At 61.6% G+C, this 25,424-nt stretch carries 21 protein-coding genes, 1 tRNA gene and 1 pseudogene; 15 read left to right on the top strand and 8 right to left on the bottom strand.

Going from position 1 to position 25,424, the window contains the following annotated elements; all coding sequences use genetic code 11:
- The first annotated feature begins 184 nt into the window (after positions 1-184).
- The 3 genes from ACMFWR_RS00185 to ACMFWR_RS00175 all read left to right on the top strand — a co-directional run bounded on the left by ACMFWR_RS00185 (position 185) and on the right by ACMFWR_RS00175 (position 4,255).
- Positions 185-1,729 (top strand): O-antigen ligase family protein, encoded by a 1,545-nt coding sequence (locus ACMFWR_RS00185; protein WP_413193060.1) that lies wholly within the window; start codon positions 185-187, stop codon positions 1,727-1,729.
- Between the two features lie 76 nt (positions 1,730-1,805).
- Positions 1,806-3,020, top strand: a complete 1,215-nt coding sequence (locus tag ACMFWR_RS00180) for a glycosyltransferase family 4 protein (protein ID WP_413193059.1) — start codon at positions 1,806-1,808, stop codon at positions 3,018-3,020.
- The gene (locus ACMFWR_RS00175; protein ID WP_413193058.1) at positions 3,020-4,255 is read left to right on the top strand and encodes a glycosyltransferase family 4 protein; all 1,236 of its coding nucleotides are present in this window, start codon (positions 3,020-3,022) and stop codon (positions 4,253-4,255) included. The genes ACMFWR_RS00180 and ACMFWR_RS00175 overlap by 1 nt, the downstream gene beginning before the upstream one ends.
- Positions 4,256-4,516: 261 nt before the next feature.
- On the opposite strand, the gene ACMFWR_RS00170 is transcribed toward ACMFWR_RS00175, so the two are convergent.
- Entirely contained in the window at positions 4,517-5,749 is a 1,233-nt protein-coding gene (locus ACMFWR_RS00170; protein ID WP_413193057.1) for a glycosyltransferase family 4 protein, read from the bottom strand.
- Positions 5,750-6,460: 711 nt separating this feature from the next.
- On the opposite strand from ACMFWR_RS00170, the gene ACMFWR_RS00165 reads away from it, so the two are divergent.
- The 4 genes from ACMFWR_RS00165 to ACMFWR_RS00150 are packed head-to-tail and all read left to right on the top strand — an operon-like array spanning position 6,461 to position 12,630.
- Positions 6,461-8,719 (top strand): hypothetical protein, encoded by a 2,259-nt coding sequence (locus tag ACMFWR_RS00165; RefSeq protein ID WP_413193056.1) that lies wholly within the window; start codon positions 6,461-6,463, stop codon positions 8,717-8,719.
- Between the two features lie 17 nt (positions 8,720-8,736).
- Positions 8,737-10,227, top strand: a complete 1,491-nt coding sequence (locus tag ACMFWR_RS00160; RefSeq protein WP_413193055.1) for a flippase — start codon at positions 8,737-8,739, stop codon at positions 10,225-10,227.
- Positions 10,224-11,324, top strand: coding sequence for a glycosyltransferase family 4 protein (locus ACMFWR_RS00155; protein WP_413193054.1), 1,101 nt, complete (start codon positions 10,224-10,226; stop codon positions 11,322-11,324). Before ACMFWR_RS00160 ends, ACMFWR_RS00155 begins: the two co-directional genes overlap by 4 nt.
- 7 nt (positions 11,325-11,331) lie before the next feature.
- Positions 11,332-12,630 (top strand): glycosyltransferase family 4 protein, encoded by a 1,299-nt coding sequence (locus ACMFWR_RS00150; RefSeq protein WP_413193053.1) that lies wholly within the window; start codon positions 11,332-11,334, stop codon positions 12,628-12,630.
- A 73-nt stretch (positions 12,631-12,703) separates the two neighbouring features.
- On the opposite strand, the gene ACMFWR_RS00145 is transcribed toward ACMFWR_RS00150, so the two are convergent.
- The 4 genes from ACMFWR_RS00145 to ACMFWR_RS00130 all read right to left on the bottom strand — a co-directional run bounded on the left by ACMFWR_RS00145 (position 12,704) and on the right by ACMFWR_RS00130 (position 16,646).
- A complete protein-coding gene (locus ACMFWR_RS00145) occupies positions 12,704-13,375 on the bottom strand; it encodes an exonuclease (protein WP_413193052.1) in 672 nt (223 codons plus the stop codon).
- Entirely contained in the window at positions 13,372-14,028 is a 657-nt protein-coding gene (locus tag ACMFWR_RS00140; protein WP_413193051.1) for an MBL fold metallo-hydrolase, read from the bottom strand. Before ACMFWR_RS00140 ends, ACMFWR_RS00145 begins: the two co-directional genes overlap by 4 nt.
- A gap of 308 nt (positions 14,029-14,336) precedes the next feature.
- A complete protein-coding gene (locus ACMFWR_RS00135; protein WP_413193050.1) occupies positions 14,337-16,241 on the bottom strand; it encodes a DNA/RNA helicase domain-containing protein in 1,905 nt (634 codons plus the stop codon).
- A 21-nt stretch (positions 16,242-16,262) separates the two neighbouring features.
- Positions 16,263-16,646: a nucleotide pyrophosphohydrolase gene (locus ACMFWR_RS00130; protein ID WP_413194954.1), complete on the bottom strand. Its 384-nt coding sequence runs from the start codon at positions 16,644-16,646 to the stop codon at positions 16,263-16,265.
- Between the two features lie 293 nt (positions 16,647-16,939).
- Between ACMFWR_RS00130 and ACMFWR_RS00125 the strand changes: the two genes are divergently transcribed.
- Positions 16,940-17,170, top strand: a complete 231-nt coding sequence (locus tag ACMFWR_RS00125) for a hypothetical protein (protein ID WP_413193049.1) — start codon at positions 16,940-16,942, stop codon at positions 17,168-17,170.
- 98 nt (positions 17,171-17,268) lie between these two features.
- Here the strand turns inward: ACMFWR_RS00125 and clpP are convergent, their stop codons facing one another.
- On the bottom strand, positions 17,269-17,895 hold the full coding sequence (gene clpP / locus ACMFWR_RS00120; RefSeq protein WP_413193048.1) for an ATP-dependent Clp endopeptidase proteolytic subunit ClpP: 627 nt from the start codon (positions 17,893-17,895) through the stop codon (positions 17,269-17,271).
- A 247-nt stretch (positions 17,896-18,142) separates the two neighbouring features.
- On the opposite strand from clpP, the gene ACMFWR_RS00115 reads away from it, so the two are divergent.
- Both ACMFWR_RS00115 and ACMFWR_RS00110 read left to right on the top strand, forming a co-directional pair.
- Positions 18,143-19,363 (top strand): sigma-70 family RNA polymerase sigma factor, encoded by a 1,221-nt coding sequence (locus ACMFWR_RS00115; protein WP_413193047.1) that lies wholly within the window; start codon positions 18,143-18,145, stop codon positions 19,361-19,363.
- A gap of 675 nt (positions 19,364-20,038) precedes the next feature.
- On the top strand, positions 20,039-20,623 hold the full coding sequence (locus ACMFWR_RS00110) for a septal ring lytic transglycosylase RlpA family protein (protein ID WP_413194953.1): 585 nt from the start codon (positions 20,039-20,041) through the stop codon (positions 20,621-20,623).
- Between the two features lie 136 nt (positions 20,624-20,759).
- Here the strand turns inward: ACMFWR_RS00110 and rsmI are convergent, their stop codons facing one another.
- Entirely contained in the window at positions 20,760-21,638 is an 879-nt protein-coding gene (gene rsmI, locus ACMFWR_RS00105; RefSeq protein WP_413194952.1) for a 16S rRNA (cytidine(1402)-2'-O)-methyltransferase, read from the bottom strand.
- Between the two features lie 76 nt (positions 21,639-21,714).
- On the opposite strand from rsmI, the gene ACMFWR_RS00100 reads away from it, so the two are divergent.
- The 5 genes from ACMFWR_RS00100 to ACMFWR_RS00080 all read left to right on the top strand — a co-directional run bounded on the left by ACMFWR_RS00100 (position 21,715) and on the right by ACMFWR_RS00080 (position 24,228).
- The gene (locus tag ACMFWR_RS00100; RefSeq protein WP_413193046.1) at positions 21,715-22,065 is read left to right on the top strand and encodes a YraN family protein; all 351 of its coding nucleotides are present in this window, start codon (positions 21,715-21,717) and stop codon (positions 22,063-22,065) included.
- A gap of 185 nt (positions 22,066-22,250) precedes the next feature.
- Positions 22,251-22,838, top strand: coding sequence for a phosphoheptose isomerase (locus ACMFWR_RS00095; protein WP_413193045.1), 588 nt, complete (start codon positions 22,251-22,253; stop codon positions 22,836-22,838).
- Between the two features lie 40 nt (positions 22,839-22,878).
- Positions 22,879-23,697, top strand: a complete 819-nt coding sequence (locus ACMFWR_RS00090; protein WP_413193044.1) for a BON domain-containing protein — start codon at positions 22,879-22,881, stop codon at positions 23,695-23,697.
- Complete coding sequence (locus ACMFWR_RS00085) at positions 23,697-24,095, top strand: c-type cytochrome (RefSeq protein ID WP_413193043.1); 399 nt, start codon at positions 23,697-23,699, stop codon at positions 24,093-24,095. Before ACMFWR_RS00090 ends, ACMFWR_RS00085 begins: the two co-directional genes overlap by 1 nt.
- Before the next feature lie 57 nt (positions 24,096-24,152).
- A tRNA-Ala gene (locus ACMFWR_RS00080) sits at positions 24,153-24,228 on the top strand.
- Between the two features lie 345 nt (positions 24,229-24,573).
- On the opposite strand, the pseudogene ACMFWR_RS00075 reads toward ACMFWR_RS00080, so the two are convergent.
- Positions 24,574-25,392: pseudogene (locus ACMFWR_RS00075) on the bottom strand (IS256 family transposase); the annotation flags it as partial.
- Between the last annotated feature and the right edge of the window lie 32 nt (positions 25,393-25,424).

Raw genomic sequence — 25,424 nt, 5'->3', positions numbered from 1 at the left:
CGATGCTCGAACCAACGCACGACCTGGCATGAGGTCTGCGGCGCGCCCCGAGGCACGGCCCGACACGGGGTCTGCAGCGCGACCCGAGGCACGGCCCGACATGCGGTCTGCGGCTCGATCCGATGCACGCCCCGGCACCCGAGCAGAAAAGCCCGACGCCGCAAGAGCGGCCGATGCTGCTTCGATGAATCGCTTCGCCTCCGCAAAGTCCGGATCTGCCGCGTCCCCTGGATTCTCCGCAACGCCGCCCGCTGCTCCGCGTGCTTCCACGCGCGCACCGGCCGTCGTGCGTGCCTGGCCCGACGAGGAACCCAAGCGCGGTGTCGCGAAACTGCTCGCGCATCCCGCGACGCCGGGCTCGCTCGTGTTCGGCCTCACGTATCTGCTCGTGCTTGCCCATCAGGGCAAAGTGCTCATGCTGTTCTACCCGGCCGCAGCCCTGATCGCCGCGGTCGTGCTGTACCGCCGTCACCCGGTGCACTGGCTGGCCTTCGTCATGTGGGTCACCTTCCTGACGCCGAGCGTGCGGCGCTTTGCCGACTTCTTCAACGGCGCGTTCACGCAGATGAGCCCGATCATGGTCGTGCCGATGGCGGTCACGGCGCTCGGTGGCATCGGCGTGCTGCGTTATCACCGCGTGTTCGCCCAGCGTCGCGCGATGCCGCTGATGATGGTGCTCGCGGGCGTGCTCTACGCGTTCTGCATTGGCGTCATTCGCGTGGGCCCTTTGCCCGCGATCTTCGGCATGGCCAACTGGTGCCTGCCGATTCTCGTCGCATTCCATGTGCTGATTCATTGGCGCGACTATGCCGAGCTGCGTCGCGTGATGCTGCTGACGTTCCGCTATGGCGCTCTGATCATGGGCCTGTACGGCATCTACGAGTTCGTCATCATGCCGCCGTGGGATGTGTTCTGGCTAATCGGTTCGCAGATGAATTCCGAAGGCCATCCGGTGCCGTTCGGCATCCGCGTTGCGAGCACGATGAATTCGAGCGGGCCGTTTGCGATTACCGCCATGGCCTGCATGTTGTACATGATCGCCGACGCAGGCCGGGTGCGCGCGGTCGCAGCGTGCGCGATCCTGCTCGCGCTGATGTTCTCGTCGGTGCGCACGGCATGGGGTGGGCTGGTCGTCGGCCTGATCTTCCCGTTGTCCGCGCTCAGCATGCGCATGCGGATGCGCCTGATCGGCAGCGCCGTGCTGCTTGCGGTGTTCGCGCTGCCGCTGTTGTCGATCGATCAGTTTTCCGGGCCCGTGCTCAAACGCATGTCGTCGTTCGGCAATATTAGCGAAGACGCGAGCTTTGCCGATCGCAGCAAGTTCTACGCACAGTTTCTCGATACCGCTTTGACCGACTTCGCCGGACAGGGCATCGGCTCGACCGGCGCCGCGACCAAGCTCGATTCGAGTTCGCAGGCCTCTGCGTATAGCGTGTTCGACAGCGGCCTGATGGAAATTCCGTTTGTGCTCGGTTGGCCGGGGACATTGCTTTTTGTCGGTGGCATCTTCTGGATGGTCGGCCGCGCGTTCCGATGTGCGATGTCGATACGCAACGACCGGTTTGCTGCGTCGTCGGTCGGTATCTGTTTTGCGCTGTTGCTGATGCTTGCGTCCGCGAACATGCTGACCGGCCTCGCCGGCAATCTCTTTTATTTCGCCGCCATGATGCCGGTGATCGCGCGTCGTGCGATTCGCCACGGTCTCGCTACGCAGGTGGAGCGCACATGAAGGCACCCATGAAGACGCACATGATGGCGCGCGTGCAGACGAAGACGAAGACGAAGACGCAGATGAAGGGGCGCACATGAAGATCGGCATCGTCACCCATACCTTCGTTCGCAGCAACGGCCAGGGACGCGTGAATCTCGAACTCGCGCGCGTCGCGCTCGACGCCGGCTGCGAACTCACGCTGATCTGCTCCGAACTCGATCCCTCGCTCGTCAATCATCCGCGCGTGCGCTGGGTCGAGATCCCGGAAGGACGCTTGCCCGGCCGGCTGTTCAAGTACCAAAGCGTGGCCGTACGCACGGCACGCTGGCTCGCGAAGCATCGTCACGAGCTCGATATCGTGCACGTCAACGGCTTCTCGGCGTGGACACATGCCGACGTGAACTCCGTGCACTTCGTGCACCGCGGCTTTTTGAATTCCGGTTTCTATCCGTACCGGATGTTCCGCTCGCTGCGCGACAGCTATCAGACCGTGTTCACCGTGATCAACGCCTGGCTCGAAGGCTGGGCGTTCCGGCGTTCGCGCGTGATCGTGCCGGTGTCGCACAAGGTGGCCGAAGAAGTCGCGCAGCACGATATCGATCCGTCCTCGATGCACGTGATTCACAACGGCGTCGATATTGAAGAATTCAAGCCGGGTCCGTCCGAACGCGCGAGCTTCGGCTTGCCCGGAGCGGATGGTGTCGATGTGCCGCAGCGACCTTTCCTGCTGATGTTCGCGGGCGACATCACGATCTCGCGCAAGAACCTCGAGACCGTGATCAGCGCACTCGAACGGCTGCCTGACCACGTTCACCTTGCCGTTGCCGCGAATCTTGTCGGCACGAACCCGTTTGCCGCGCGCGTCGCCGAAGCCGGGCTGACCCATCGCGTGCATTTCCTGGGCATGGTGAAACGGATGCCGGCGCTGATGCGCTCGGTCGATGCATTTGTCTTTCCTTCGCGCTACGAGGCGATGAGCCTCGTGTTGCTCGAAGCGTTGTCGTCGGGCCTGCCGGTGATCACGGCCAGGACCGCAGGCGGGGCCGAGGTGATCGATGCCGCGAGCGGCGTCATCCTTGACGACCCCAATGATGTAGACGGCCTGACCGCCGCGATCGGCACGCTGATCGCGGACCCCGTGCGTGCGCGCGGGATGGGACAAGCAGCACGGGAGTGCGCGCTGAACCTCGGCTGGCGGTCAATGGGCGAGCGTTATCTTGCGCTGTACCGGCGCCTTGCCGCCTCGCCTGCCTATGAGACGCCGTCCGGAAACACCGACGCGGCGCAACGAAATACGGGGTCCATCTAATGAGCGAGCAACGCATTTCCGCACTACAACTCGGGCTGCATTGGTTTCCGGAACGACCGGGCGGCCTTGACCGGATTTATCAGAACCTGATCGAAGCGCTGCCGGGCGCGGGCGTCGACGTGCGCGGCCTCGTCTGCGGGACGGACGCGGTCGCGAGGGATACGCAGGGCATCGTGCGTGCGTTCGCGCCGCCGAATGTGCCGCTGCTCGAGCGCCTTCGCGCCGCGCGTCGAGCAGTGCGTTCGACCTTGCAGGAGTGGTCGCCCGATGTCGTCGTGTCGCACTTCGCGCTGTATAGCGCGCCGTCGCTCGACCTGTATCGCGATCGTCCGCTCGTCACGCACTTCCAGGGTCCGTGGTCCGATGAGGCTTCGCTCGAGCGGCGCAGTGCGCGCGCAACGATCGGCGCCGCCGCTAAAACGATTGTCGAGCGTGCCGTGTATCGGCGTTCGACCCGGATCATCGTGTTGTCGTCGGCGTTTCGCGACGTGCTGCAAGCGCGCTTTTCGATTCCTGACGATGTGATTCGTGTGATCCCCGGTTGCGTGGATGTACCGCGCTTCGCGATCAGCACGACACGCGATGCGGCGCGCGAAGCACTGGGCCTGCCGAACGATCGCCCGATCGTGCTGACTGTGCGACGCCTTGCGCGGCGCATGGGCATCGAAGATCTGATCGACAGCTTCCGTCAGGTGCGTCATGCAGTGCCCGACGCCTTGCTCGTGATCGTCGGCGGCGGCCACCTCAAGGACGAACTCGCTGCGCGCATCGACCAGCTCGGCCTTCACGATCATGTGCGTCTGCTCGGTCGTATCGAAGACGATCAGTTGCCGCTCGTGTATCGCGCGTCCGATCTGTCGATCGTGCCGACCGTTGCGCTCGAAGGCTTCGGTCTCACGACGATCGAGTCGCTGGCTGCGGGCACGCCCGTGCTCGTCACGCCGGTCGGTGGTTTGCCTGAGGCGGTGTCCGGTCTGTCGCCCGATCTCGTGTTGCCGAACTTCGGCGCGAATGCGCTCGCGGCCGGCATCGTCGATGCGCTGCGCGGTCATCTGCGTCTGCCGTCGCCCGACGCCTGTCACGCCTACGCGCGCACCGGCTTCGACGTACCGGTCAAGGCCGCGCGAACCGCACGCGTGTATCTCGAAGCCGTGCGCGCCTTCGGCAACAAGGTGTCGACGCGGAGCACGCCGGATCAGCGCCGCGATGCGAGCATGCTTCGCCGGGACGCGTAAGAGAAGGTGCCCGCCTTGCGTGACCAGGCGGGCGATCTTTAGCGAATCGTCGAGGCAGTCGAGGAAAAAAGGAAGGGCGCCGATCCATGGACGGCGCCCTTTGTACTTGATGCTATGTGTGACCCATTCTCGAGCGTTGCGCAGAACTACGCCCGGGTTGGCTGACGCAGCGCTTCGGATAAGCGACTCAGCTCGGCCGTCGCGCTGTTTCAGTCGGCTTCCGGCTTAGATGGGCGGCAATGATCGCCGCCCAACTCGCGCTCAACTCACCGCATCAGGAATCGCATCCGGCACGGTAGCCGTTTCGGGAATCGCATCCGCCTCGCGCAGTCCGCGTTGCGGGGTCGCCGCGCGTTCGAGTTGCATACGGCGGCTTGCGAGCTTCTCGCCGACGAACGCCTTGAATGCCGAGCGGAACAGGTTCGGCGCGAAACGCTCGGCTTGTGCGCGGCAATCCGCAGCCGAAATGCTCGTGAGGTCGCTGGCTTGCATGGCCTCGAAGCGGCCGACGGCGTCGACCATCGACGCGACCGACTGCTCGTCGAAGAACACACCCGTGGGACGATCGCCGCTTGCGCGGATCGTATCGAGCACACCGCCCTTGCCGAACGCGATCACCGGCGTGCCGCAGGCCTGGGCTTCGACCGGTGCGATGCCGAAATCTTCTTCGGCTGCGAACACGAAGGCCCGCGCACGTTGCATATGGTCTTTCAACACATTGAACGGCTGGTAACCGAGCAGCACGACGTTCGGCGCATGATTCGCGATCGCACGAATGCGCGCCATCTCCGGACCGTCACCGACGACGACGAGCTTGCGGTCCGGCATCTTCGCAAACGCCTCGACGATCAGGTCGATGCGCTTGTACGGCACCATGCGCGACGCCGTGAAATAGAACGGCTCTTTGTCCGCTTTCAGCGTGAAGCCATCCGTATCGACCGGCGGCGGCAGCACCGTCGCCGTGCGTCGATACGTCTTCGCAATGCGACGCGCCACAAAGTGCGAGTTGCAGAGGAAATGGTCGACGCCGTTGGCGGTACGCGTGTCCCAGTTGCGCACGTAATGCAGGATCGCGCGGGCGAGGAATGCCTTCACACCGCGTTCGAGCCGCGCCTCGCGCAGATATTGGTGCTGAAGATCCCACGCATAACGGATCGGCGAATGCACATAGCTGATGTGCATCTGGTCCGGGCCCGTGATCACGCCCTTGGCCACTGCATGCGAGCTCGAAATGATCAGGTCATAGTCCGACAGATCGAGCTGCTCGATGGCGAGCGGCATCAACGGCAAATAGGCACGGTATTTCTTGGCGGCAAACGGCAGACGTTGAATGAACGTCGTTTTCGCACGCTTGCCCTGAATGAATTCACGGTCTTCGAGAAAGTCGACGACGCTGAAGAGGTCAGCCTCCGGAAAGCACGCGACGATCTGCTCGAGCACGCGTTCCGCGCCCGCGTAGGTGACCAGCCAGTCGTGAACAATGGCAACTTTCAAGGGCGACTCCCGTCTGCGTGCGGACCTGGCGCGGGATGCGCGGTCCGGCATCAGGCATGCCGTGTTCTGTATCGATGGCTCGTACAGACGTGCGAGTCACCTGTGCTCGCTGAAGAAAGCGCGCACCTGCTGGCCGGGCAGTCTGTGACGGCATCGTCGTGCCGTTACTCTCGTGCGTCGACGTGTGAACGCGCGCGAAGGCGCGGTACACCGGCGGGCACGTTTCTATCGAACCATCCGTGATAACACTTCTGCGTCGACCGGCCCCGTCGCCGCGACCGCGAGACGGTCGCTTGTTGATTCTTTAAATTGGCAAGCGCGGGAGGAATGACACAGTGTGGCGTTCCCTGATGCTGAACCGATGCTAGGCGCGTGCTCGGATGCAGTCGGTTCGAAGGCGCACAAAGCTGTGCAATGTCCGTGACGCGTTGTACGTAGCACGCCATGAATGGGTGAGTTTGATGCGCTAAAAGCACTGCCGGCGGAGGGCAGGGGCGGCGAACGCTGCACACCGACAGCCGCGGCTAACGCACCCTTCCCAGATGCTGCCCACACACATACCTCTTTACCGCCTCACGTATGGCAACGCACGGTTGATTTTTCTCGCCGTTGTTTCAGCGTCATCCCCTTTTACCTTCGGTACGCGGCCGCACAGATCACCCTTCGCGCGTTATTGATAATCAGGTTTCCATGGTTTGATCCGCATGTCCGATGAGGTGGAAAGTGCTCGACGCGCGCGCCCGGTGGCGAAGTGCCTGGCCTCGCGTGTGCGCGATGCTGGGCGCCGTCGTTGCATTCGGCGTGATGTCGGCCGATGGCGCCAGCATGCTGACCTACCGGACGTCCTGGATCGGCAACACCTTTGGCGGCGCGCCCGGCCCGAACGGCCAGCGCCAATGGGTGCAGATGGACATCGAGGCGATCGCTGCAGGCGCGGACGGCACGGTCTACACGAACGCGCCATGGGACGAAGCCGGCGGCGAGCTCGGCGCATGGCGCGACGGGCATGTGACCTACGGCATGCAGACGCACGGATGGGGCAATGGCGGCGGCGATGCAATTGCCGTCAACTCGCGCTACGTGTATGCGAGCGCGTCGATCGATAACGAAGGCGGCAACCTCGTCGGTCGCGGTGACTACCCCGAGAAGGGACGTCGCTGGACCGGCGTGACGCGCAGAAAGGTCGGCGATATTGCGGAAGGCGTGCCCTTCGCAGGCGGCCGAGGCAATGCGGGCAACGCAGTCGCCCGGAGTTTTCTGATCGTCAACGAAGTCGGGGAGAAGGTCGATGCCGGCATTCGCGGACTCGCGGCCGACGACCGCACGCTCTACGTCGCCAATCAGTTCACCAATGAGATTCGCACCTACGATGCGATGACCATGCAGGCCGGCGCGAGCTGGCAAGCGGACCATCCCGGCGCGCTGGCGCTTGCACCGGACGGCAGCCTGTGGGCCATCGTCGATATCCAGAGCGCCACGCCCCGGCTTGCGCACTATTCGGCGACCGGCACCGTGTTGCGCGACAAGATCGCACTCCCGCCAGGTGTCGTTCCCGTGTCGATTGCCTTCGATCAAAAAGGCCGGTTATTGATAGCTGACAACGGCCAGCGGCAGCAAATTCTAGTTTTTGCGACAGGAGCCGATGGCTGGCACCTCGATGCGACGCTTGGCGAAGCACGAGGAATTCTCAGCGGCACGCCGGGTGTGCCGGGTCCGCAGCGATTCAATGGTTTGACGAGTGTCGCCGCCGATCCGCACGGGAACGTCTATGTCTCGATGGACGGGCGCGGGCCGCGAACGATCGGCACGGATAACGGCGGCGTCGGCGATGGCGCGGTGCTCGAGGGGTATGGACCCGACGGGCATCGCTTGTTCAGTCTGCAGGGATTGATGTTCGTCGACGGTGCAGATGTCGATCGCGGCGACGTGTCGGCCGACGGCAACACGCTGTCGGTGTTCACGGGCACCTGGCACTTCGTGCTGGATCTCTCGAAGACCGTGCCGGGCAGCGAATGGAAGGCAGCGGGCTACACAGCGGACCGGTTCAGGTACGCCGACGACGCGCTGTATGAGGCAGGACGCAGCGAGCGCGGCATGCCGATGGTGCGGCGGATCGACGGAAAGCGTTTCGTGTTCTACACGGACATGTATTCGGACTTCGTGAAGATTTACCGATTCGATGCGGCGCACGACGGCGAGACCGCGATTCCATCGGGACTGGTCAGCGCGCATCCGTTGCCGTGGCCGCCGCAGCGCCCCGAGCACAGTGCGTGGATCTGGCGCGACGGCAATGGCGACGGCGCGCCCGAGGCGGGAGAGTTTCAGGCGTTGGGCTCGGCGGAAGACGCGAGCTGCTGGTACGTCGATATGCGCGGCGACATCTGGGAAGGGCTGGGCGAACACGGTCTGCGCCGCTATCGGATGCAGGGACTCGATCGTATCGGCAACCCGCGATACGACTTCGCGCATTCGAGCACAGAGGCACTGCCCGCGCCGTTCACGCGCGTTGCGCGGATCCAGTACGTGCCCGAGACCGACACGATGTACCTCGCGGGGGCCAGTGCGCAATACGCGTGGGACGAGCATGACTGGAACGGCACCGGCAAGCTGATTGCGCGCTTCGATCACTGGAGCACGCATCCGGAGCTGCGTTACACGATCGCTGTCGATAGCTGGGGGCCCAAAGCGGCACCGACCGAAGGAATGACACAAGAAGGTGACTATCTGTTCGTTGTCGAACGGGTGGGAGGCACGGTCCGGGTCTACGATGCGGAGAAGGGTGTGCCGGTCGGCGAAATCCATCCGGGACCCGAAGTCGGGTCTACGAGCGGATGGACCGATGTGCAGATGCCGATCACGGCGTATCGGCGCGCGAATGGTGAGTACCTCGTGTTCGTCGAGGAAGACGAACGGGGCAAAGTGATGATGTATCGATGGACGCCGGACAAGCCGGCGGCCGCGCACTCATAGGGGCAAAGGGCGGGCGCATGGAAAGGGCGATACTGAAGAACGTCGCGATCAATTTCGCGGGGCTGGTGCTCCCGACGTTCATTTCGCTGGCGACGATACCGACCTACATCCACTTGCTGGGTGTGGACCGGTACGGCTTTGTTGCGCTCGTCTGGACATTGATCGGCTATTTTGGGGTGCTCGATTTCGGCATGAGCATCGCGACAGAGAACCAGATCTCGAAGGCGTGCGCGAGCGGCGACACCGAACTGCGCGCACGGTTGTTCTGGAGCGCGTTCTGGCTCAATCTCGGCACGGGACTGATTGGCTCGGTCGTGGTGCTGGCGGGGGCGGGGGCGTACTACTGGCTCGGCTATGCGACCACGCCGTTGCAGCGTGAAGTCATGGCGGCTGTGCCCTGGCTTGCGCTCGCGGTGCCGATCAGCAATGTGTCGTGGGTGTTTGCCGGCGCAATCAACGGCGCCGAGCGGTTCGGCGTGTTCAACACGAACCAGACGCTGGGCACGTTTATTTTCCAGTTACTGCCGATCGGTGCTGCACTCGTCTTCGGCGCGACGTTGCCCGTTGTCATCGCCGCTGCGATCGTTGCGCGACTCATCGCTGGCACGATGCTCGGCGTCGCCGTGATCCGGATTCTCGACGTGCGGCGTGTGCTGCGGCCCGAATGGGTGCTGGTGCGCGAGTTGTTCGGCTTCGGCGGCTGGGTCGTGCTCGGCAATGCGGCAAGCGGCATCGCCGATACGCTCGATCGCACCTTGATCGGCATGCTGATGGGCGCGCGCTACGTGACGTACTACGCCGTGCCGCAGAACCTCGTGACCAAGCTGCAATTGCTGCAGGTCGCCTTGCATCGGACTTTGTTCCCGCGACTGTCGGCGCTCGAGCGTGATGGCGCGGACCGCGTCGCGCGAGATGGCCTGTCGTTTATGAACGGCGTGCTCACGCCGCTGTGCGTGATCGGCATCTTTGGTCTCGGCCCGTTTATGCATCTGTGGGTCGGACACTCGGTGGCCGTTGCGTCGTTGCCGGTCGGTCGTGTGTTGATCATCGCCGTCTGGTTCTACGGGCAATCGAACCTCGCGCGCATCCTGTTGCAAGCACAGGGGACGCCGGCTGCGTCGACGCGCGTGTCGCTGATCACGCTGCCCGTGGTGGCTGCGGCGCTGTGGGCCGGCATTCATTTCTACGGAATCATGGGCGGCGCGCTCGTCGTGCTCACCCGCGCGGCGATCGAGAACGTCGTGCTGTCGTGGCTTGCGCGGATTCGTGCGCGGACGATGGTCATCGAGTCGCTTGTGCATCTGGGCTTTCTGGGCGCGTCGATTGCATTGGCTGCGCCGCTCAGCGATCGCTTCGGTGTGGTCGTCTCGCTCAGCGTCGGTGCGCTCGTCTTTATTGGCAGCGTTGTCTGGTCGTGGGTCACTTCCCCGGGCTTGCGCACCCTCGTGCGCATGGTCATTTCGCGCTTTGCGCCCTCATTGATGAAGTCGCCGGAGACCGCGAAGTGAGAATCCTGCATCTCGCGAACCATACCGACACGCTCGGCTCCGGTGCCGTCAACACCATGATCGACCTCGCGTGCGCGCAGGCCGACGATGGTCATCATGTGAGCGTCGCGTCGAGCGGCGGGGCGTTTGAGTCGATGCTGGCTGCGCACCGCGTGTCGCATGTCCGTCTCGTTCAGCGCAAGAACGTGTTTGCGCTGCCTGCGATGCTGTCGCGCTTCCGGCTCGTCGTGTCGCGTGAGCGGCCGCAGATTGTTCATGCGCATATGCTGACCGGTGCGGTGCTGGCGCGTCTCGCGGCCGTCGGCGGCGAATACTCGTTGATCGTGACGGTGCAGGGCGAGTATCAGAAGTCGTCGCGCGCGATGGGCGCCGGCGACATGCTGATCGCTTCGACGCCGACGATCGCGCAGCCTTTGGTGTCGCGCGGCATTCCGGCCGATCGGGTGCGTGTGATTCCAAGCGGCACGGTCGGCACCCTTCGCTATAACGGCGCGCCGGAGCCGGTCGAGCTGCTGCACCCCAACGTCGTCAGCGTGACGAAGCTCACCGAGCGCAAGGGCGTGTTCGATCTGCTTCGCGCATTCGAGCACGTGCTCGAGAAAACACCGGACGCGCATCTGTATATCGTCGGTGAAGGTGCCGATCGCATGCGTCTGATCGAAGAGGCCGATGCGCCAGCACTCGCGGGACGCGTGCATTTCGAAGGCTTTGTGAAGGACCCGCGCAGCTATCTGGCGGCCGCCGATGTGTTCGTGGCGAGCGCACAGTCCGATACGTGGCCGGTCGTGCTCAATGAAGCGCGTGAGGCGGGGTGTGCGATTGTGGCCGTTCGCTCGCCGGGGCCAGTTGCGGCGCTGGATGACGGCAAGGCCGGTACGCTTGTGCAGTCGGGCGATGCCGCCGCCATGGCCCACGCAATCACGACGCTGCTTCAGGATCCTGCACGCCTCAAGCAATGGCAGCAACACGCCAAAGAGGGCCTCGAACGACTGACCGTCGCACGCATGCATGCGGCGTATCTCGACATTTATCGCGAATCGCTTGCCGCGCGGGCAGCGCACGAAGCCGACCCGACCTTCCAGTCGCCCGGACACTGAGGCCACTATGACCATGACGGGTTCCGAAGCGCGCATCCTGTTTGTCGATCAGAGCGGCGAGCTTGGCGGCGCAGAACTCGCCTTACTACCGATCGCCGTGCGATACCGCGAACGCTGCGCGGTCGTGCTGCTGCAGGACGGGCCGTTTCGGGAACGACTCGAAGCCGCCGGTGTGACCGTGCATTTGCTTGTCAATGCGGGCGTGTCGAAGGTGCGAAAGACAGGCGCCGCGTTGGCCGCACTTCGGGCTATCGGTCCGGTGCTGAGTCAGGTGCGTGCGCTCGCAAAGCTTGCGCGCGACTACGACGCGATCTTCGTCAATACGCAAAAGGCCTTCGTGCTCGGCACGATGACGCGGCTTTTTATCCGGCGTCCGGTGATCTGGTTCCTCCACGACATCATGAGCCGCGAGCATTTCGGTGGTCTTCAGCGTCGCATCGTGCGAACGCTCGCGCCGTTTGCGGATGCGACCATCGTCAATTCGAAGGCTGCGGCTGATGCGCTGGCTGAATTGACGGGGCGGCGTGATCGGGTTGTGGATATTGCCTACAACGGCATCGATCCCGCGCCGTTTGATCTGACGGTGAATACGCAGCACCGTGCGATTCGCGCGGCGCTGGGTGTGCCGACCGATGCGTGGTGCGTCGGGCTCTTTAGCCGGCTCGCGCACTGGAAGGGACAGCATGTGCTGATCGACGCCGTCGCGCAGTTGCTCGTCGACGAGCACGATGCGTTTGAGCGGCGACCTGTTGGCGGTGTGCGTGATCGCGGACATGCGCCCTCGGCGCGTTCAGGCCGAGTGTCGGAGATTCACGTCGTGCTCGTCGGCGCGCCGCTGTTTGGTGAGGACGAGTACGCCGCGCGTTTGCACGAGCAGATCGCGCGCCTGGGTCTCGAGCCGCGCATTCACTTTGCGGGGTTTCAGAACGACGTCGCTGCGTGGATGGCCGCGATGGATGTCGTCGTGCACACGTCGATCGCGCCCGAGCCGTTCGGACGCGTTGTCGTCGAAGGCATGCTCGCGGGCAAGCCGATCATCGCCGCACGCGCAGGTGGTGTGATGGAAATCGTCGACGACGGTCAGACGGGCTTGCTCACCGGACCCGGCGACGCGCGCGCGCTTGCGAGCGCTCTAGGTGTGCTGAGGCGCGACCCCGACTACGCCACGTCACTCGCCAACGCCGGCCGCGACATGGCTCGCCGACGCTTCAGCGAAGCCGCCTATATCGAACGCGTCGAAGCCGCACTCGCCCGCGCCATCGAACACGCACCCGCGCGGGAGCGGGCGGTACCGGGAAGAGTTTGAGATTCGGGACAGTGGATTGGTTGGATTGCTTTGACAATCGCCACGCACCGGCCCGAGGAATTTCTTTGAACCTTTAAGCGTCCTGCTCGCCTTCTTCGACATCGTCACCCGGCGGCGGGCCCGATTCGGCTTTCGTCTGCGGCTCCGCCTTCACCGGATGCAACGCATCCAGTTCGGCGTAACGCGCCTCACGCTTCCGCAATTCAGCAAGCATGTTGCAGAAGAGGGCACCTTGTTCGATCGCATCGTCGAGCGCCACGTGCGTGTGCGGATGCGGATCGAACCATTGCGACGGCAGTCGAGGCTTGATGCTCTTCCGATACGGTAGCCCCGTCATCGCAAACGCCAGCGTCTTGATATCCAGCGCCGACCACGAGAACGGGCAGCGCTCGGCAAAACGCATCATGTACCAGAACATATAGGTGAAATCGAAGCCCGCCGGATACGCAACAAACACCGGCTTACCCGGCAGCTTCTCGACCCACTCGACATAAGCCGGCAGCGCCGTCTCCGGCGCCTGCAAATCGATACGACACGCCGCCCACGCTTCAGGCTGCGTCTTCCACCACGCTTCCTGCACCGGATGCGCCTTCGCATCAGGCAGCGTTTCGAGGTTCGCGCTGAACGTGCCGATCAGTTGCTTGTCCGCCGTATAAGCCGCCGAAGCAAAGCTCAGCATCGAGTGCGGACCGGGGATCGGACCGTCGGCTTCAACGTCCGTGCTTACATAGATTTCGACCGTCATGCGCGACTCCGGGCGAGGGCAGCATCGCTGACAAAGGGATTTGAGCGGCGCTCGGCACCGAACGTCGAAGTCGGACCGTGGCCCGGCACGAAGACGATGTCGTCGCCGAGCGGCCAGAGCTTCGTGCTGATCGAGTCGAGCAAATTCTGATGATTGCCGCGCGGGAAGTCCGTGCGACCGATCGAACCCTTGAATAAGACATCGCCGACCAGCGCGACACGATGCTCACGGCTCACGAACACGACGTGGCCCGGCGTATGTCCGGGGCAATGGAAGACATCGAGCGTCTGCGCGCCGAACGAAACCGTGTCCGAATCGGTAAGCCAGCGATCAGGCACAAACGCCTCGGCCGGCGGAAAACCGAAGCGCACGCTTTGCTCACCCAGTTGATCGATCCAGAAACGCTCGTCTTCATGCGGACCTTCGATCGGCACACCGTGTTTGGCTGCAAGTGTCGAGGCGCCAGCGCAATGATCGACGTGACCGTGCGTGAGCAGGACTTTCTCGAGCGTGACGTTCTGGCGCTTGAGTTCGGCCTCGATGCGATCGAGGTCGCCGCCTGGGTCAACAACCGCCGCGCGCTGCGTCTGCTCGCAGACGAGCAGCGAGCAGTTCTGCTGGAACGGCGTCACGGGAATCAGGGTGACTTTCATAAATAAGAGGCCCGCGCCGGCCCTTCAACCAATATGGCGAAGCGACCCAGCGCCGCATGCAATGCAAAGCGGCATTGTAGCGGCGCATGGGGAAAAGCATCGGAGTGGGTGCTCGGAGGAATTCCGCGCGAGCTACCGGGCTCCAAAAATCACGGTCTGATAAGTAGGAGCGATCTCGCAGCGTGGGTCACCGGACTGTTTTGGCTGATTAGGGTCGTCTGACGTTGGCGCTGGTCGGTGGCGGCGTTCCCACATTGCACAGTTGCGCGGATCGAATGAGACATTTCGCCACTTCGACCGCTACCGGTTCAAGCTGCTTCAGACGTCGTGTCAACCTGCGGCGCCTCCATACCGAGCACGTGCGAACGGAACCACTGTTCAGTCTCCGGATGCAAGAAACATACGTAGCAACCTTTGATTCCGCGAGATAGCAGGACCCGATAAGTGTTCTTCACGAATTGGCGGTAGGCCTCTTTGGACTTTTTGACCGTTGAGTCGTACGACCTCGTCTTGTCAGCGACCCAATGTCCCTCTTCGAATCGGAGGTCGTCCCCAAATATGACGCCGGCATAGTCAAACTCGAAGCCCTGCGCGGTGTACACACAACCGACTTGGTTCATGCCATTCGGATCGTACGCCCACAGCGACGATTTGGGCACGCCCTTCGCGAGCCGACCTTTATCTGATCTTGCGTTCCACGGCCGACTAAAGTTTCCGATAGAGACGTCATGGGTTAGCGTCCCATCCGAGTTGGGATTTGACCACGGCCAACAGAAACCCGCGACCAGTCGACCGCTCGCGCCCGTGTGAATCTTTGTTCGGATCGCTTGCTCGAGACTTTCAGGTGTGGAAAAGATCTGAAAGTCAAAGGCGTCATTGCCAGTCCATTGGAATGGCGATTCATCATCAATCTCTAACATCCCATTGATCCACCGGACAAACTTGTCTGAGCCATTGCAGCGGAACTGTGCCTCGAGCTCGAACTCCTGGATCACGCATTGATGCTTCTGTGCATACTCGCGGATATAGGCCACGGATCCGAGTTCGTCGGGGCGAACGACCTGATGGTCATCGACTAGAAAAACGCACACACGCGCAGCTCGAATGAGTTCCTCGACTTGCTTCATCCCCGAGCGCTTCGTCGCGGGTGTGAACCGATTGCTACTCACATCACGTATCCGATGCGCTTCGTCGGTGACGAGTACGTCAACCGAGTCCGCTTCGGCGGACACGTACCCGTTCGTATATGTGAAAAGCTCACGTCCACGTTGGCCGATGACCTTTCTCAACGTCTCGGTAAAGGCCTTGGATCCAGTCACGTAGTGAGTCGAGTCGTGATTCGCCAAGAGACTCGCGACAAGGTTAATCGCTAGTACGGACTTACCGGTGCCTGGCCCCCCTTTGATGACGATTACCTGCTTTTGGCGATTGTGCACACCTCGTCGGGCAGCCGAAATGACTGCATCAAACGCAACCTGTTGCTCGTCAAGCAGTGTGTATTCAGGTTTGTTTTGGATCACGCCGGCGACGTGATCCATGAGCTTCTTGCTGGGACGATAACGATTCTCTTCCAACCTGCTCATCACTTCTATCCCGTCGCCATGACCGACATGCGTGGCTAAAAAGGACACAAATTCCTCTACGTCGTCGGCAGCAAACACAGGCGCAGCGGACATGACGGTCGCAAACTTGTCTGCGAGTAAGACATCGTCGGGGCTCGCGAAATAGTTGTGTAAATAGCTACAACCAACTACTCGGACGGGTTGAGCATCAGAATGGCAGGCTTCATGGTTGTCTCGCAGATACGAGGCATATCGAGCAACCTGCGCCGATGGATGAAGTACATCGCGTACTCGCCCTCCCAGAAACGTCGCTACCTCGTTATCACCGGCCGACTCCTCGCACTTTTCCCATTGCTTGAGTTCGATTACGACTGCTGTGGGCACCCTGTCGATTCCATATCCGCAGAGCAGACAGTCAATGCGCTTCGAACTCGTGGGCAATTGAAATTCGAGCATAACGCCTTGGCTACCCATGCCCGCGCGAGAAAACACCAACGCGAGCGCGCGAAGAGAGTTTTGCCAGGAGTGAACTTCGCTTGGCGAAGGAGTCGTGCCCGTCAGGGACGGAAAGCTGATGCGAAGCTTTTCAGCGATCTGATTTCGCTCGCAGTCTTCGATAAAGCTCTTACCGTGATTTGCATACAACCTCATTTCTTGCGCCCCGTAGTTTTTTCACTCTTTGTAGTCGGAATACTTTTGCGCGCTGCCTCGTACTTTCTCGACGGGATATTTCGCTTTGTTGATTGCGATTTTTTCCGTTGCCGCCTGAATCAAATCGACTTCGAGCTTGTCTGCCAGGCAAATCAGATAGATAAGGACGTCCGCCATCTCGTGTCTGACGGCCGTCAGCTTCAAAGCGCCGAGCTCGCCGGCGGCTCCAGTTTCGAGCCACTGGAAAGGTTCCAGAAGTTCGCTGGCCTCGACGCTCAACGCAGTAGCCAAATTCTTCGGCGTATGAAATTTTCCCCAGTCGCGCTCATTGACGAACGAGTGAACTAGTTTTCGCAATTCGTCTAATTCACCGCACGTACCGGTCTCTTCCTTTTCTCGTCGCATCATCTGTAATCGCTCGCACGAATCACTCGTTGTGGCCGATCTATCGCGGCCGATAATACGCGAATTTTGAGATGAAAGATTTAAGCCAATCTATGTCCTGCGAAGGTTAAAAGCGGAACGCCCTTTAATTGGATGAAGCAGTTCGCTGGGTTGGCCGATACTCGAACGCAGGATGGGCTGCAGGTGAGGAAGGGTTGCTTGCGCGTACGTATGTCAGTTGGCACTGTGATGTAGCACTAACAAGGGTCGCTAGGCATTTCCGGCACTTAAACGAGTCGGCGTGCAGTCGAACGATGCAATGGGCGGCACCAGCTATTCGCTATTTTGTTACCGGCTATAGCAGCGCGGGCATTAGCGCCATCGCTATCACGGCGACCGCAAACGCGACTGAAGCCAAGCAGATGCAAAAGGCTGTGGCTGCGGTGACAACCAAGGTCATTGCGACGATCAGAATGGTCGCCGTGAAAGTCCAGGCAAGCGCCGAAGGAAGGACGAGTGTCAAAGTTAAGGTCACGTGGACTTGAGTCAAATTTAAAAATGCTGAATGCGGTCGCGGCACATAGGTGGTCGGGTTCGACCGACGATTCCGCGTCAACTTGAAGCGGCACCGATTTGCTCGCAGTTAGGGCCGCTGAACGAGCACTTCGTCAATCAAGCCATACGCCCGCGCATCTTCAGACGACATAAAGTTGTCGCGATCCGAGTCGATGGCGATTTGCTCAAGCGACTGCCCTGTGCGCTCGGCGAGGATGCTATTGAGCCGCCCACGCTGAAACAACAACTCGCGCGCCTGAATCTCGACATCCGACGCCTTCCCCTGCGAGCCACCCGACGGCTGGTGAATCATGATCCGCGCATTGGGCAACGCAAACCGCTTTCCTTTCGCGCCCGCAGCCAAAAGGAAACTCCCCATACTCGCCGCGAATCCCGTGCAAAGCGTCGAAACGTCGGGCTTGATGAACTGCATCGTGTCGAACACCGCCATCCCGTCGTAGACCGATCCGCCGGGAGAGTTGATATAGAAGTAAATATCCTTCTCCGGGTTCTCCGACTCGAGAAACAGCAACTGCGCGACGATGATATTGGCGCTCTGCTCGGTAACCGGCCCGACCAGAAACACGATCCGTTCACGAAGCAGACGCGAGTAAATGTCATAAGCCCGCTCGCCGCGACCGGAAGTCTCAATGACCGTGGGAATCAGGCCGAGATTGATCGGACGTTCGTAAGCGATGTCGTAAGGGTGACGCATGGAGAAAGGGCTCCGTTCCAGTGTGTGCGGAATACGCGTGCATGCCGGCCGAAGAAACAATCGGCGGGTTTCTGCACTCATGCCCTTTTGACGCTCGGGAACGAAGGGGTGTGACAGCCCGCGGCCCGTGTTTTATTGCACTCGAGCCAAGCAGGCGCACAATGCACTCGTCTGTCACAAACCGCCTCCGCCAGTCGTCAACGATGAGAGGGCTCGACGCCCGCGCGCGGAACACGGAGACAACCGAATGAGTGAACGACCCATCGACGAAGGCAGCATCGACACGCGATCGACCGACGAACCGTCGGGCGACGGACGCTTCACGGTCGAACCCCGCAACGACGAGCAACCAAGCGGTGAATGGCTGAACGAGCCCCACGCCGAAAAGACCGCGAGCGACCCAACCACCGCCTTCGAAGCTTCCCGCCGACGGCTACTCTCGCTCGCCTACCGGATGCTGGGTAGTCGCGCCGAAGCCGAAGACATCGTCCAGGAGACCTGGCTGCGCTGGAACGCCGGCACCCACGACGACCTCCGCACCCCCGCCGCGTGGCTCACAACCGTCGCGACCCGACTGGCGATCGACCGCCTCCGCGTCCTCCAGCGAGAACGCGAGCAGCAAGCCGCGCCGTTCATCCCCGAACCGTGGCTCGACGAATGGGCACCGTCATCCGAATCGATCATCGAGCGCGCATCCGATCTGACGTACGGACTGATGTTGATGTACGAGCGCCTCTCGCCCGAAGAACGCGCCGCGTTGCTCTTATATGAGGCCTTCGACTGCGGCTACGACGAGATCGCGCAGGTGCTGTCGAAGCAAGAAGCCGCGTGCCGACAACTTGTGCACCGCGCAAAACGACGCATCCGCGAGCAGTCGCGTCGAACGTCTGAAGTGCAGCCGGCTCGGCACTTCATCGACCGCCTCGTCGACGCGATCGCCAATCAGGACAAGGTTTCCCTGATCGGGATGATGCTCGACGAACTCTGCGTCGTCGGCGACACGACTGGTATGCCAGTTACGGTCGACGAAGGCAAAGAAGCCGCGAACGATCGCCTCATCTCCAACTCCGCATCGCTCACCTTGCTCCCGCCGTTGGAGCAAAAACGTGCCAATGCCGACTTGGTTGAGGCGCTTACTGAAAAGACAGGGCCGTTTGAAATCGCTACCAAGCGGGCGTCCGCTCACGCCGTGGTCAACGCGTGGGTCAAATGGACATCGGCCGGCGGCACCGTCGAACCCTTCGCCCTGAACGGCCGACGTGGCGTGGCCTTCCTCGATGGTTGCCGGATCGTGATGGCGATCGGCTTCTCGCTGCGAGCCGGCAGGCTTGCAAGTTGCATTGTCCTAGGCGAGCACACGCTGCATGTTTTAAACGAAACGTACGATCCGATCCGCGTCTTGAACGAGATGTTCGAGCGTGGCGAATCGGCGATGTGCTCGACTTTTTTGGCGTCTGCTGTGCATTGACGGTTACGCCGTGAAATTTTGCGCAGCGCAACCCACTTTTCAAAGTTGGGTATAATGGCGCCTGTTCTGCACAATATTTAGGCAGACGGGCTTGTCCCCCATCGATCGGTAACGATTGCGTGTCCGGGACTTGCTTTCAAAAGCTTTCGCTTTTCAACCGTTGCGGGTCACGCCGAACTCAAGATTTGGCGGACTGAGCAATACCAAGCATCGCAAGCGATGCAACACGTTTCGTCCGGGCGGCCTTTTGCCGCAAGTTCACCAAACGAACACCGGGCGGAGCCTAAAAGTTGTCGCATCTTCGACGGCCCCTCCACTGACCGGGGTCACGAAGTCCGTGTGTTTCAGCTGCTTTGTAGTTCTGCAGCGTTCCGGGGCGACAACGTATGGGTGTCTGGCCTTGCCACTGGGGGAAGTGGCCGTCAGACGTGAATTTGAATTAGGCAAATTCGGCCGGAAGGCCGTCGACAGCGACTGTCGGTAACTGCCATTGGGCACCCGAGAAGCACGGCGCAAGCCGGGCCAGGGGTTACTGCTTTCGTATGCCTTGAGCTTTCGTACCGGTCGACCCCGGTGGCGATGCTCGCCTACGTTGATTGACACGTTATGAAGCTTCAACTCACGCATCGCCGAAAGGTGCGTCTGGCCACGCCGTTCCTGCGCGTTGGCCGCAAGATGCGCACTCGCGTGCTTGTTCTGGCCGGTACCTTTGCCCTGGCCGCTTGCGCAACGCCGCCTGATGGCGCGACCACGTCCGACACCACGCATGGCGCGGGCGCGGCTCTCGCGACCAACCATGCCGACGCTCCGGTGGCTTTCGCCTCGAGCGCCGACGCGCTGTCCGCGAACGCCGATTCGTCGAGCAAGCTCGACGGCAAGGCCCTGACCGCCTCGATCCCCGACGTTTCGAAGTTCAGCCAGAACGGCCGCGCTTCGTGGTACGGCGGTCACTTCAACGGCCGCAAGACCGCCAACGGCGAACGCTTCGACATGAACACGTTCACCGCCGCGCACCGTACGCTGCCGCTGTCGTCGTATGTTCGTGTGACGAACTCCGAAAACGGCAAGTCGGTCGTCGTGAAGATCAATGACCGCGGCCCGTTCCATCGCGGCCGGATCATCGATCTGTCGCGCGCCGCTGCGCACGCCCTCGGCATGCAGCACGCAGGTACGTCGAATGTGAAGATTCAAGGCCTGTCGAAGGCCGAGGCTCTGACGGCCATGCAGACCAACGCTGAGTCGCTCGCTTCGGCGCAGTAACTTGGTAACAGTTATCGCGGTTTGTAACCGCGAAGGCGTGATTTTGGCATCGAGGACGCGCGGCTAGATGGCGCGCTGACTTCCCCGCTTCGATGCAACGTTGCGCTTAAGACGAAGGCTCCCTCGGGAGCCTTTGTTATTTGTGCTGTTTGAGCTCAAGCGCGCGCGAGTACAGATCGTTGCGCGACGCCCCCGTCAACGTGACCGCGAGTTTGACTGCCGCCTTAACAGGCAGCGATTCAAGCAACGTCATCAGCAACGCATCGTGCGCGTTCGCATCAGACGACTCTTCCGCCGGCCGTCCTTCAACGACGAGCACAAACTCTCCGCGCTGCCGATTCGGATCCGACTCCAGAAACACTGGTCCTTCGGCCAGGGTGCACTGATGAAGTTGCTCATGTAACTTGGTCAACTCTCGTGCGATCAACAGGCGACGCTCGCCGCCAAGCCCTTCGCCGAGTGCGCGGACCGTTTCGACAACACGATGCGGCGCTTCGTAGAACACGAGTGCATGCGAAGACGCGGCGTGCGACCGAATCGCATCTTCGCGTTGTCTCGCCTTCGAAGGCAGAAAGCCGACGAAGGTGAACGTCTGCGCCCACGATCCCGCGACCGACATCGCGGTAACGACCGCGCTCGCGCCAGGCATCGGCACAACAGGAAGCCCGGCTGCGCGCACAGCATCGACGAGACGTGCACCCGGATCGGAGATACCCGGCGTGCCCGCATCCGAGACATAGGCGACGCGTTCACCCGATCGCAGATGATCGATCACGCGTGACGCCGCTTCGCGCTCGTTGTGCTCATGGACCGCGAGCACCGGCTTGTCGATGCCATAGCGGCCGAGCATCTGCTGCGTATTGCGCGTGTCTTCGGCTGCGATGCGATCGACGATCGAGAGCACGTGCAGTGCGCGCACGCTGATATCGGCGAGATTGCCGATCGGCGTCGCGACGATATAGAGCGCGGCTTCGGGATAGTGTTGCTGGCGGGCGAGATCGAGCAAGTCGGGCACGGCGGAGTCCTGATAGAAAGGCCGCGTCGCGGCCGATCGCATTGTGCCATGCGGGTTGGACACCAGAGGAGTTGCCATGTCGATCGAGTCCGGACTTCAGTATGAGCAGGCCGCGTGCGACTACCTCGTCGGACAAGGCATGCGATGCATCGCGCGCAACGTCCGGTACAAGTTCGGCGAGCTGGACCTCGTCATGCACGACGTCGATACGCTGGTCTTCGTCGAAGTCCGCGCCCGCGCGACCCGGCGCTATGGCGGTGCGCTTGCTTCGATTGATGAACGCAAGCAACATCGCGTGCGCCTCGCGGCGCAACGCTTACTGCTCAGATATCGGGCACAGGTGCCGCGGTGCCGATTCGATATCGTTGCGTTCGAAGCAGGGGAGATCGCGTGGGTGAGGGATGCGTTCGATGCCGGGATCGATTGAACCAACCATCCGCCTCGCCATCGAATGCCACAACGAGTGCGGTACACTCGCAACTTCTTTTGCACAGGTCCGCGTCCATTCGTAGACCGCGGCTTGATGCGCGGAGAGTCGCTCGCGCTTAGCGCGCGCGACAAGACGAAGCGGACGATTCGGCGCTGCGAGCTGCGCCGGAAATGGATAAATCGATGTCGATTGAACGAATTCAGCAGCATTTCCAGGACAGCGTGGCCGTCAAGCTCGAAGCTGTCCAGACACTTGCAGTGCCCATCGCCGCGGCGATCGACGCGATGTTCGGCTCGCTCGCGAACAACGGCAAAGTGCTCGCGTGCGGCAATGGCGGCTCCGCCGCCGACGCCCAGCATTTCGCCGCCGAACTGATTGGCCGTTTCGAGCGTGAGCGTCCGAGTCTCGGCGCGATCGCGTTGACGACCGACACCTCGATCCTGACCGCCGTTGGCAACGACTATCACTTCGACGAGATCTTCGCGCGTCAGGTGCGAGGCCTTGGTCAGCCGGGCGACGTATTGCTTGCCATCACAACGTCCGGCAACTCCCCCAACGTGCTCGCCGCGATTCGCGAGGCACATGAGCGCGAGATGATCGTCGTCGCCCTGACGGGTAAAGGGGGCGGCAAGATCAATGAAGAACTGTACGATACGGACATTCATATCTGCGTGCCGTCAGACCGGACCGCGCGGATTCAGGAAGTCCACCTGCTGACATTGCATTGTCTGTGCGACGGCATCGATGCGATGCTGCTTGGCGACGAATGACCTTCCGCATGATTGCTTCCCGTTCGAGGAGAACGATCCGATGATCGCAACACGCTTGACCAAAGCGCTCTGCACGGCTGCGCTGACTGCCAGCCTCTGCGCCATGCTCCAGGGCTGCCCGCTGATCGTGGCGGGTGCCGCCGGCGGTGGCGCACTTGTCGCGACCGACCGCCGTTCTGTGGGTGCGCAGACCGAAGACCGCGAGATTCAGGCCAAGACGCAGTCGATGTTCATTGGCGATCTGCCCGATGATGCGCATATGGACGTGACGGTGTTCAACCGCCGCGTGCTGCTCACCGGCGAAGTGCCCACTCAGGAATCGAAGACGAAGGCCGAAGCCATCGTTCGCACGATTGATAACGTGCAGGGGATTATTAACGAGCTCACCGTCGGACCGCCGAGCTCGTTCACGGCTCGTTCGAGCGACGCGTATATCACCAGCAAGGTGAAGGCAGCGCTGTTCACCGAGAAGGATCTCGGCTCGAACTTCTTCAAGGTCGTGACCGAAGGTGGTCGCGTGTACCTGATGGGCCTCGTGACGCCGACTGAAGGTGAGCACGGTGCGGATGTGGCGAGCCGGGTGACCGGTGTCGTCCAGGTCATCAAGGTGTTCCAGTACATCACGCCGGACGACGCGAAACGCCTGTCGCTGGGCGAACCGCCGTCGCCGGATTCGCCGAGTGCTGCGAGCGGTGCGGCTGCGCCTGCGACGACGCCGGCTCCGGCACCGGATAGCGGTGTGACGACGGGCGCGGTACCGGACAGCGGCATCAAGTCGCAGTCGCTGGATCAGCAAGCGCCCGCGCCTGTGATGAATTCGTCGCCGGTGCAGCCGGGCAATCCGAATAAGTCGCAGTGATGCGTAGAAGATCAGGCGGTTTGACCGCTTCGGCGGTCGCCGCTGTTGCGCGGGTGGGTGTAGTGGTGGCGGTGTTTGTGGTCGGTAGTGCGGGCGCTGCGCCGGCGCCTGCTGCTGTGCTTTCCGCCGCCGACATCGCGAATGCTCAAGCCATCTATAAAGCCAACGCTTGCGTGAGTTGCCACCAGGCTGATCGCAAGCTCGTCGGCCCAGCGTATCGGGATATCGCCGCTAAATATAAGAACGATCCCGGTGCGCAGGCGCATCTCGAGAAGGTTGTCCGCAACGGCGGCTCGGGGGTGTGGGGCGCGATTCCCATGCCTTCGCATCCGCGGATGAGTGATGGGGATATTCACGCCGTGGTCGGGTGGATTTTGGCGGGCGCGCCGGAGAAGTAGGGGCGGTTTTCTCCCTCTTGCGGGCTCGCCAGAACCACGGCTAGAATTTCCGCACGTGGGGGGGTAGCTCAGCTGGGAGAGCGTCGCGTTCGCAATGCGAAGGTCGGGAGTTCGATCCTCCTCCTCTCCACCATGGGATTTATAAAAAACCGGCCTTAGGGCCGGTTTTTTCGTTTGCGGTGCATTTCGCATCTCCAATCGCGCCCGAAGGGTCATTACTCGGTCAACGGGCGACGCGATCGAGACGTAAGCCCAAACAACGGTGGGTCGCGCGAACCTACAAATCTCACTCGAAGCTGAGTTTCGTACTCGAGTTCTGCGTTGATTCTCCAGCAATTCGTCTCCGGAAGATCGTTGAAACAATCTTCGTTTGGAGCCCCAATTGCTCAAGCAGCACGAAGCCTCTGATGTCGAAATTGGCTTCCGAGCTCGAAAGCGAGGGGGCGATCGTTATCCGTGTCGATCTCAGTGAACACCTTTCTACGCTCTTTCCAGCTCGCGTAGGCCAGTGAATTGCGAATCAAATGGACGATGCAGGTTTGCGCAGCATGGTCTGCGGAAACAAGGCGTTCAGCGCCTCGGGTGCGCCCTTGAGACCGTCAGCGACAGCGATCAGTGTGTCTTGCACGGCGCGCACCCTTAGGTCGCTGAAGACCTTCATCCAGAACTTCGCGCCTTCGGTTTGCTCGATCCACAGACCGAGAATGTCGCGCGTGCCCTCAGCCGAGACGTCTAAGGCCAGGTAGATCGCATTGTTGCTTACCACGCCTTCATCGCGATTCTTCATGCGTAGCGCATCGAAGAACACGACCGGGTACATCGGATCGAGTGGGCCTGCCTGCCAAGCCGTCATCTCTTCGGTTACGGAGTCGGACACCGAGCTGATAAATTCCGGCGAAACTTCGGTGCCGTACTGTTCGGTAGAAAGCCTCGTATCTCGCGCACCGTCATGCTGCGCGCACACCTTGCGATGATCTTGTCGACGAAGTCGGTGAAACGCCGCTCGTGCTTCCGACTCAAGGTCGGCCCGAAGCTACAATCGCGATCACGCGGAATATCTACAAGCAACGAACCATCCTCCGTGAGCACGGCGTTGCCGCTCCTGCCGGTGCGTTGATTAGTCGTATCGGCCAGGCGCTCGCCGCTGCTGGGGTAGCCCAATTGATGCCGAGGCTCGGCTTCCAGCGCCCGTTCGATTAAGGGCCTTCTTGGATGTCATCGAGGCTGCTTACACAGTCTCAGCGGTGATCGATCCCTTCATAAACTGATCGATGAGTTCATCGGCTATCGCTGGCAACTCGCGTAGGGTCTAAGACCCTGATTTCAGTT

It is taken from the genome of Pararobbsia alpina (assembly GCF_965118125.1).
GTDB classification, from domain to species: domain Bacteria; phylum Pseudomonadota; class Gammaproteobacteria; order Burkholderiales; family Burkholderiaceae; genus Pararobbsia; species Pararobbsia alpina_A.
This window is presented reverse-complemented; position numbering and strand designations above follow the sequence as displayed.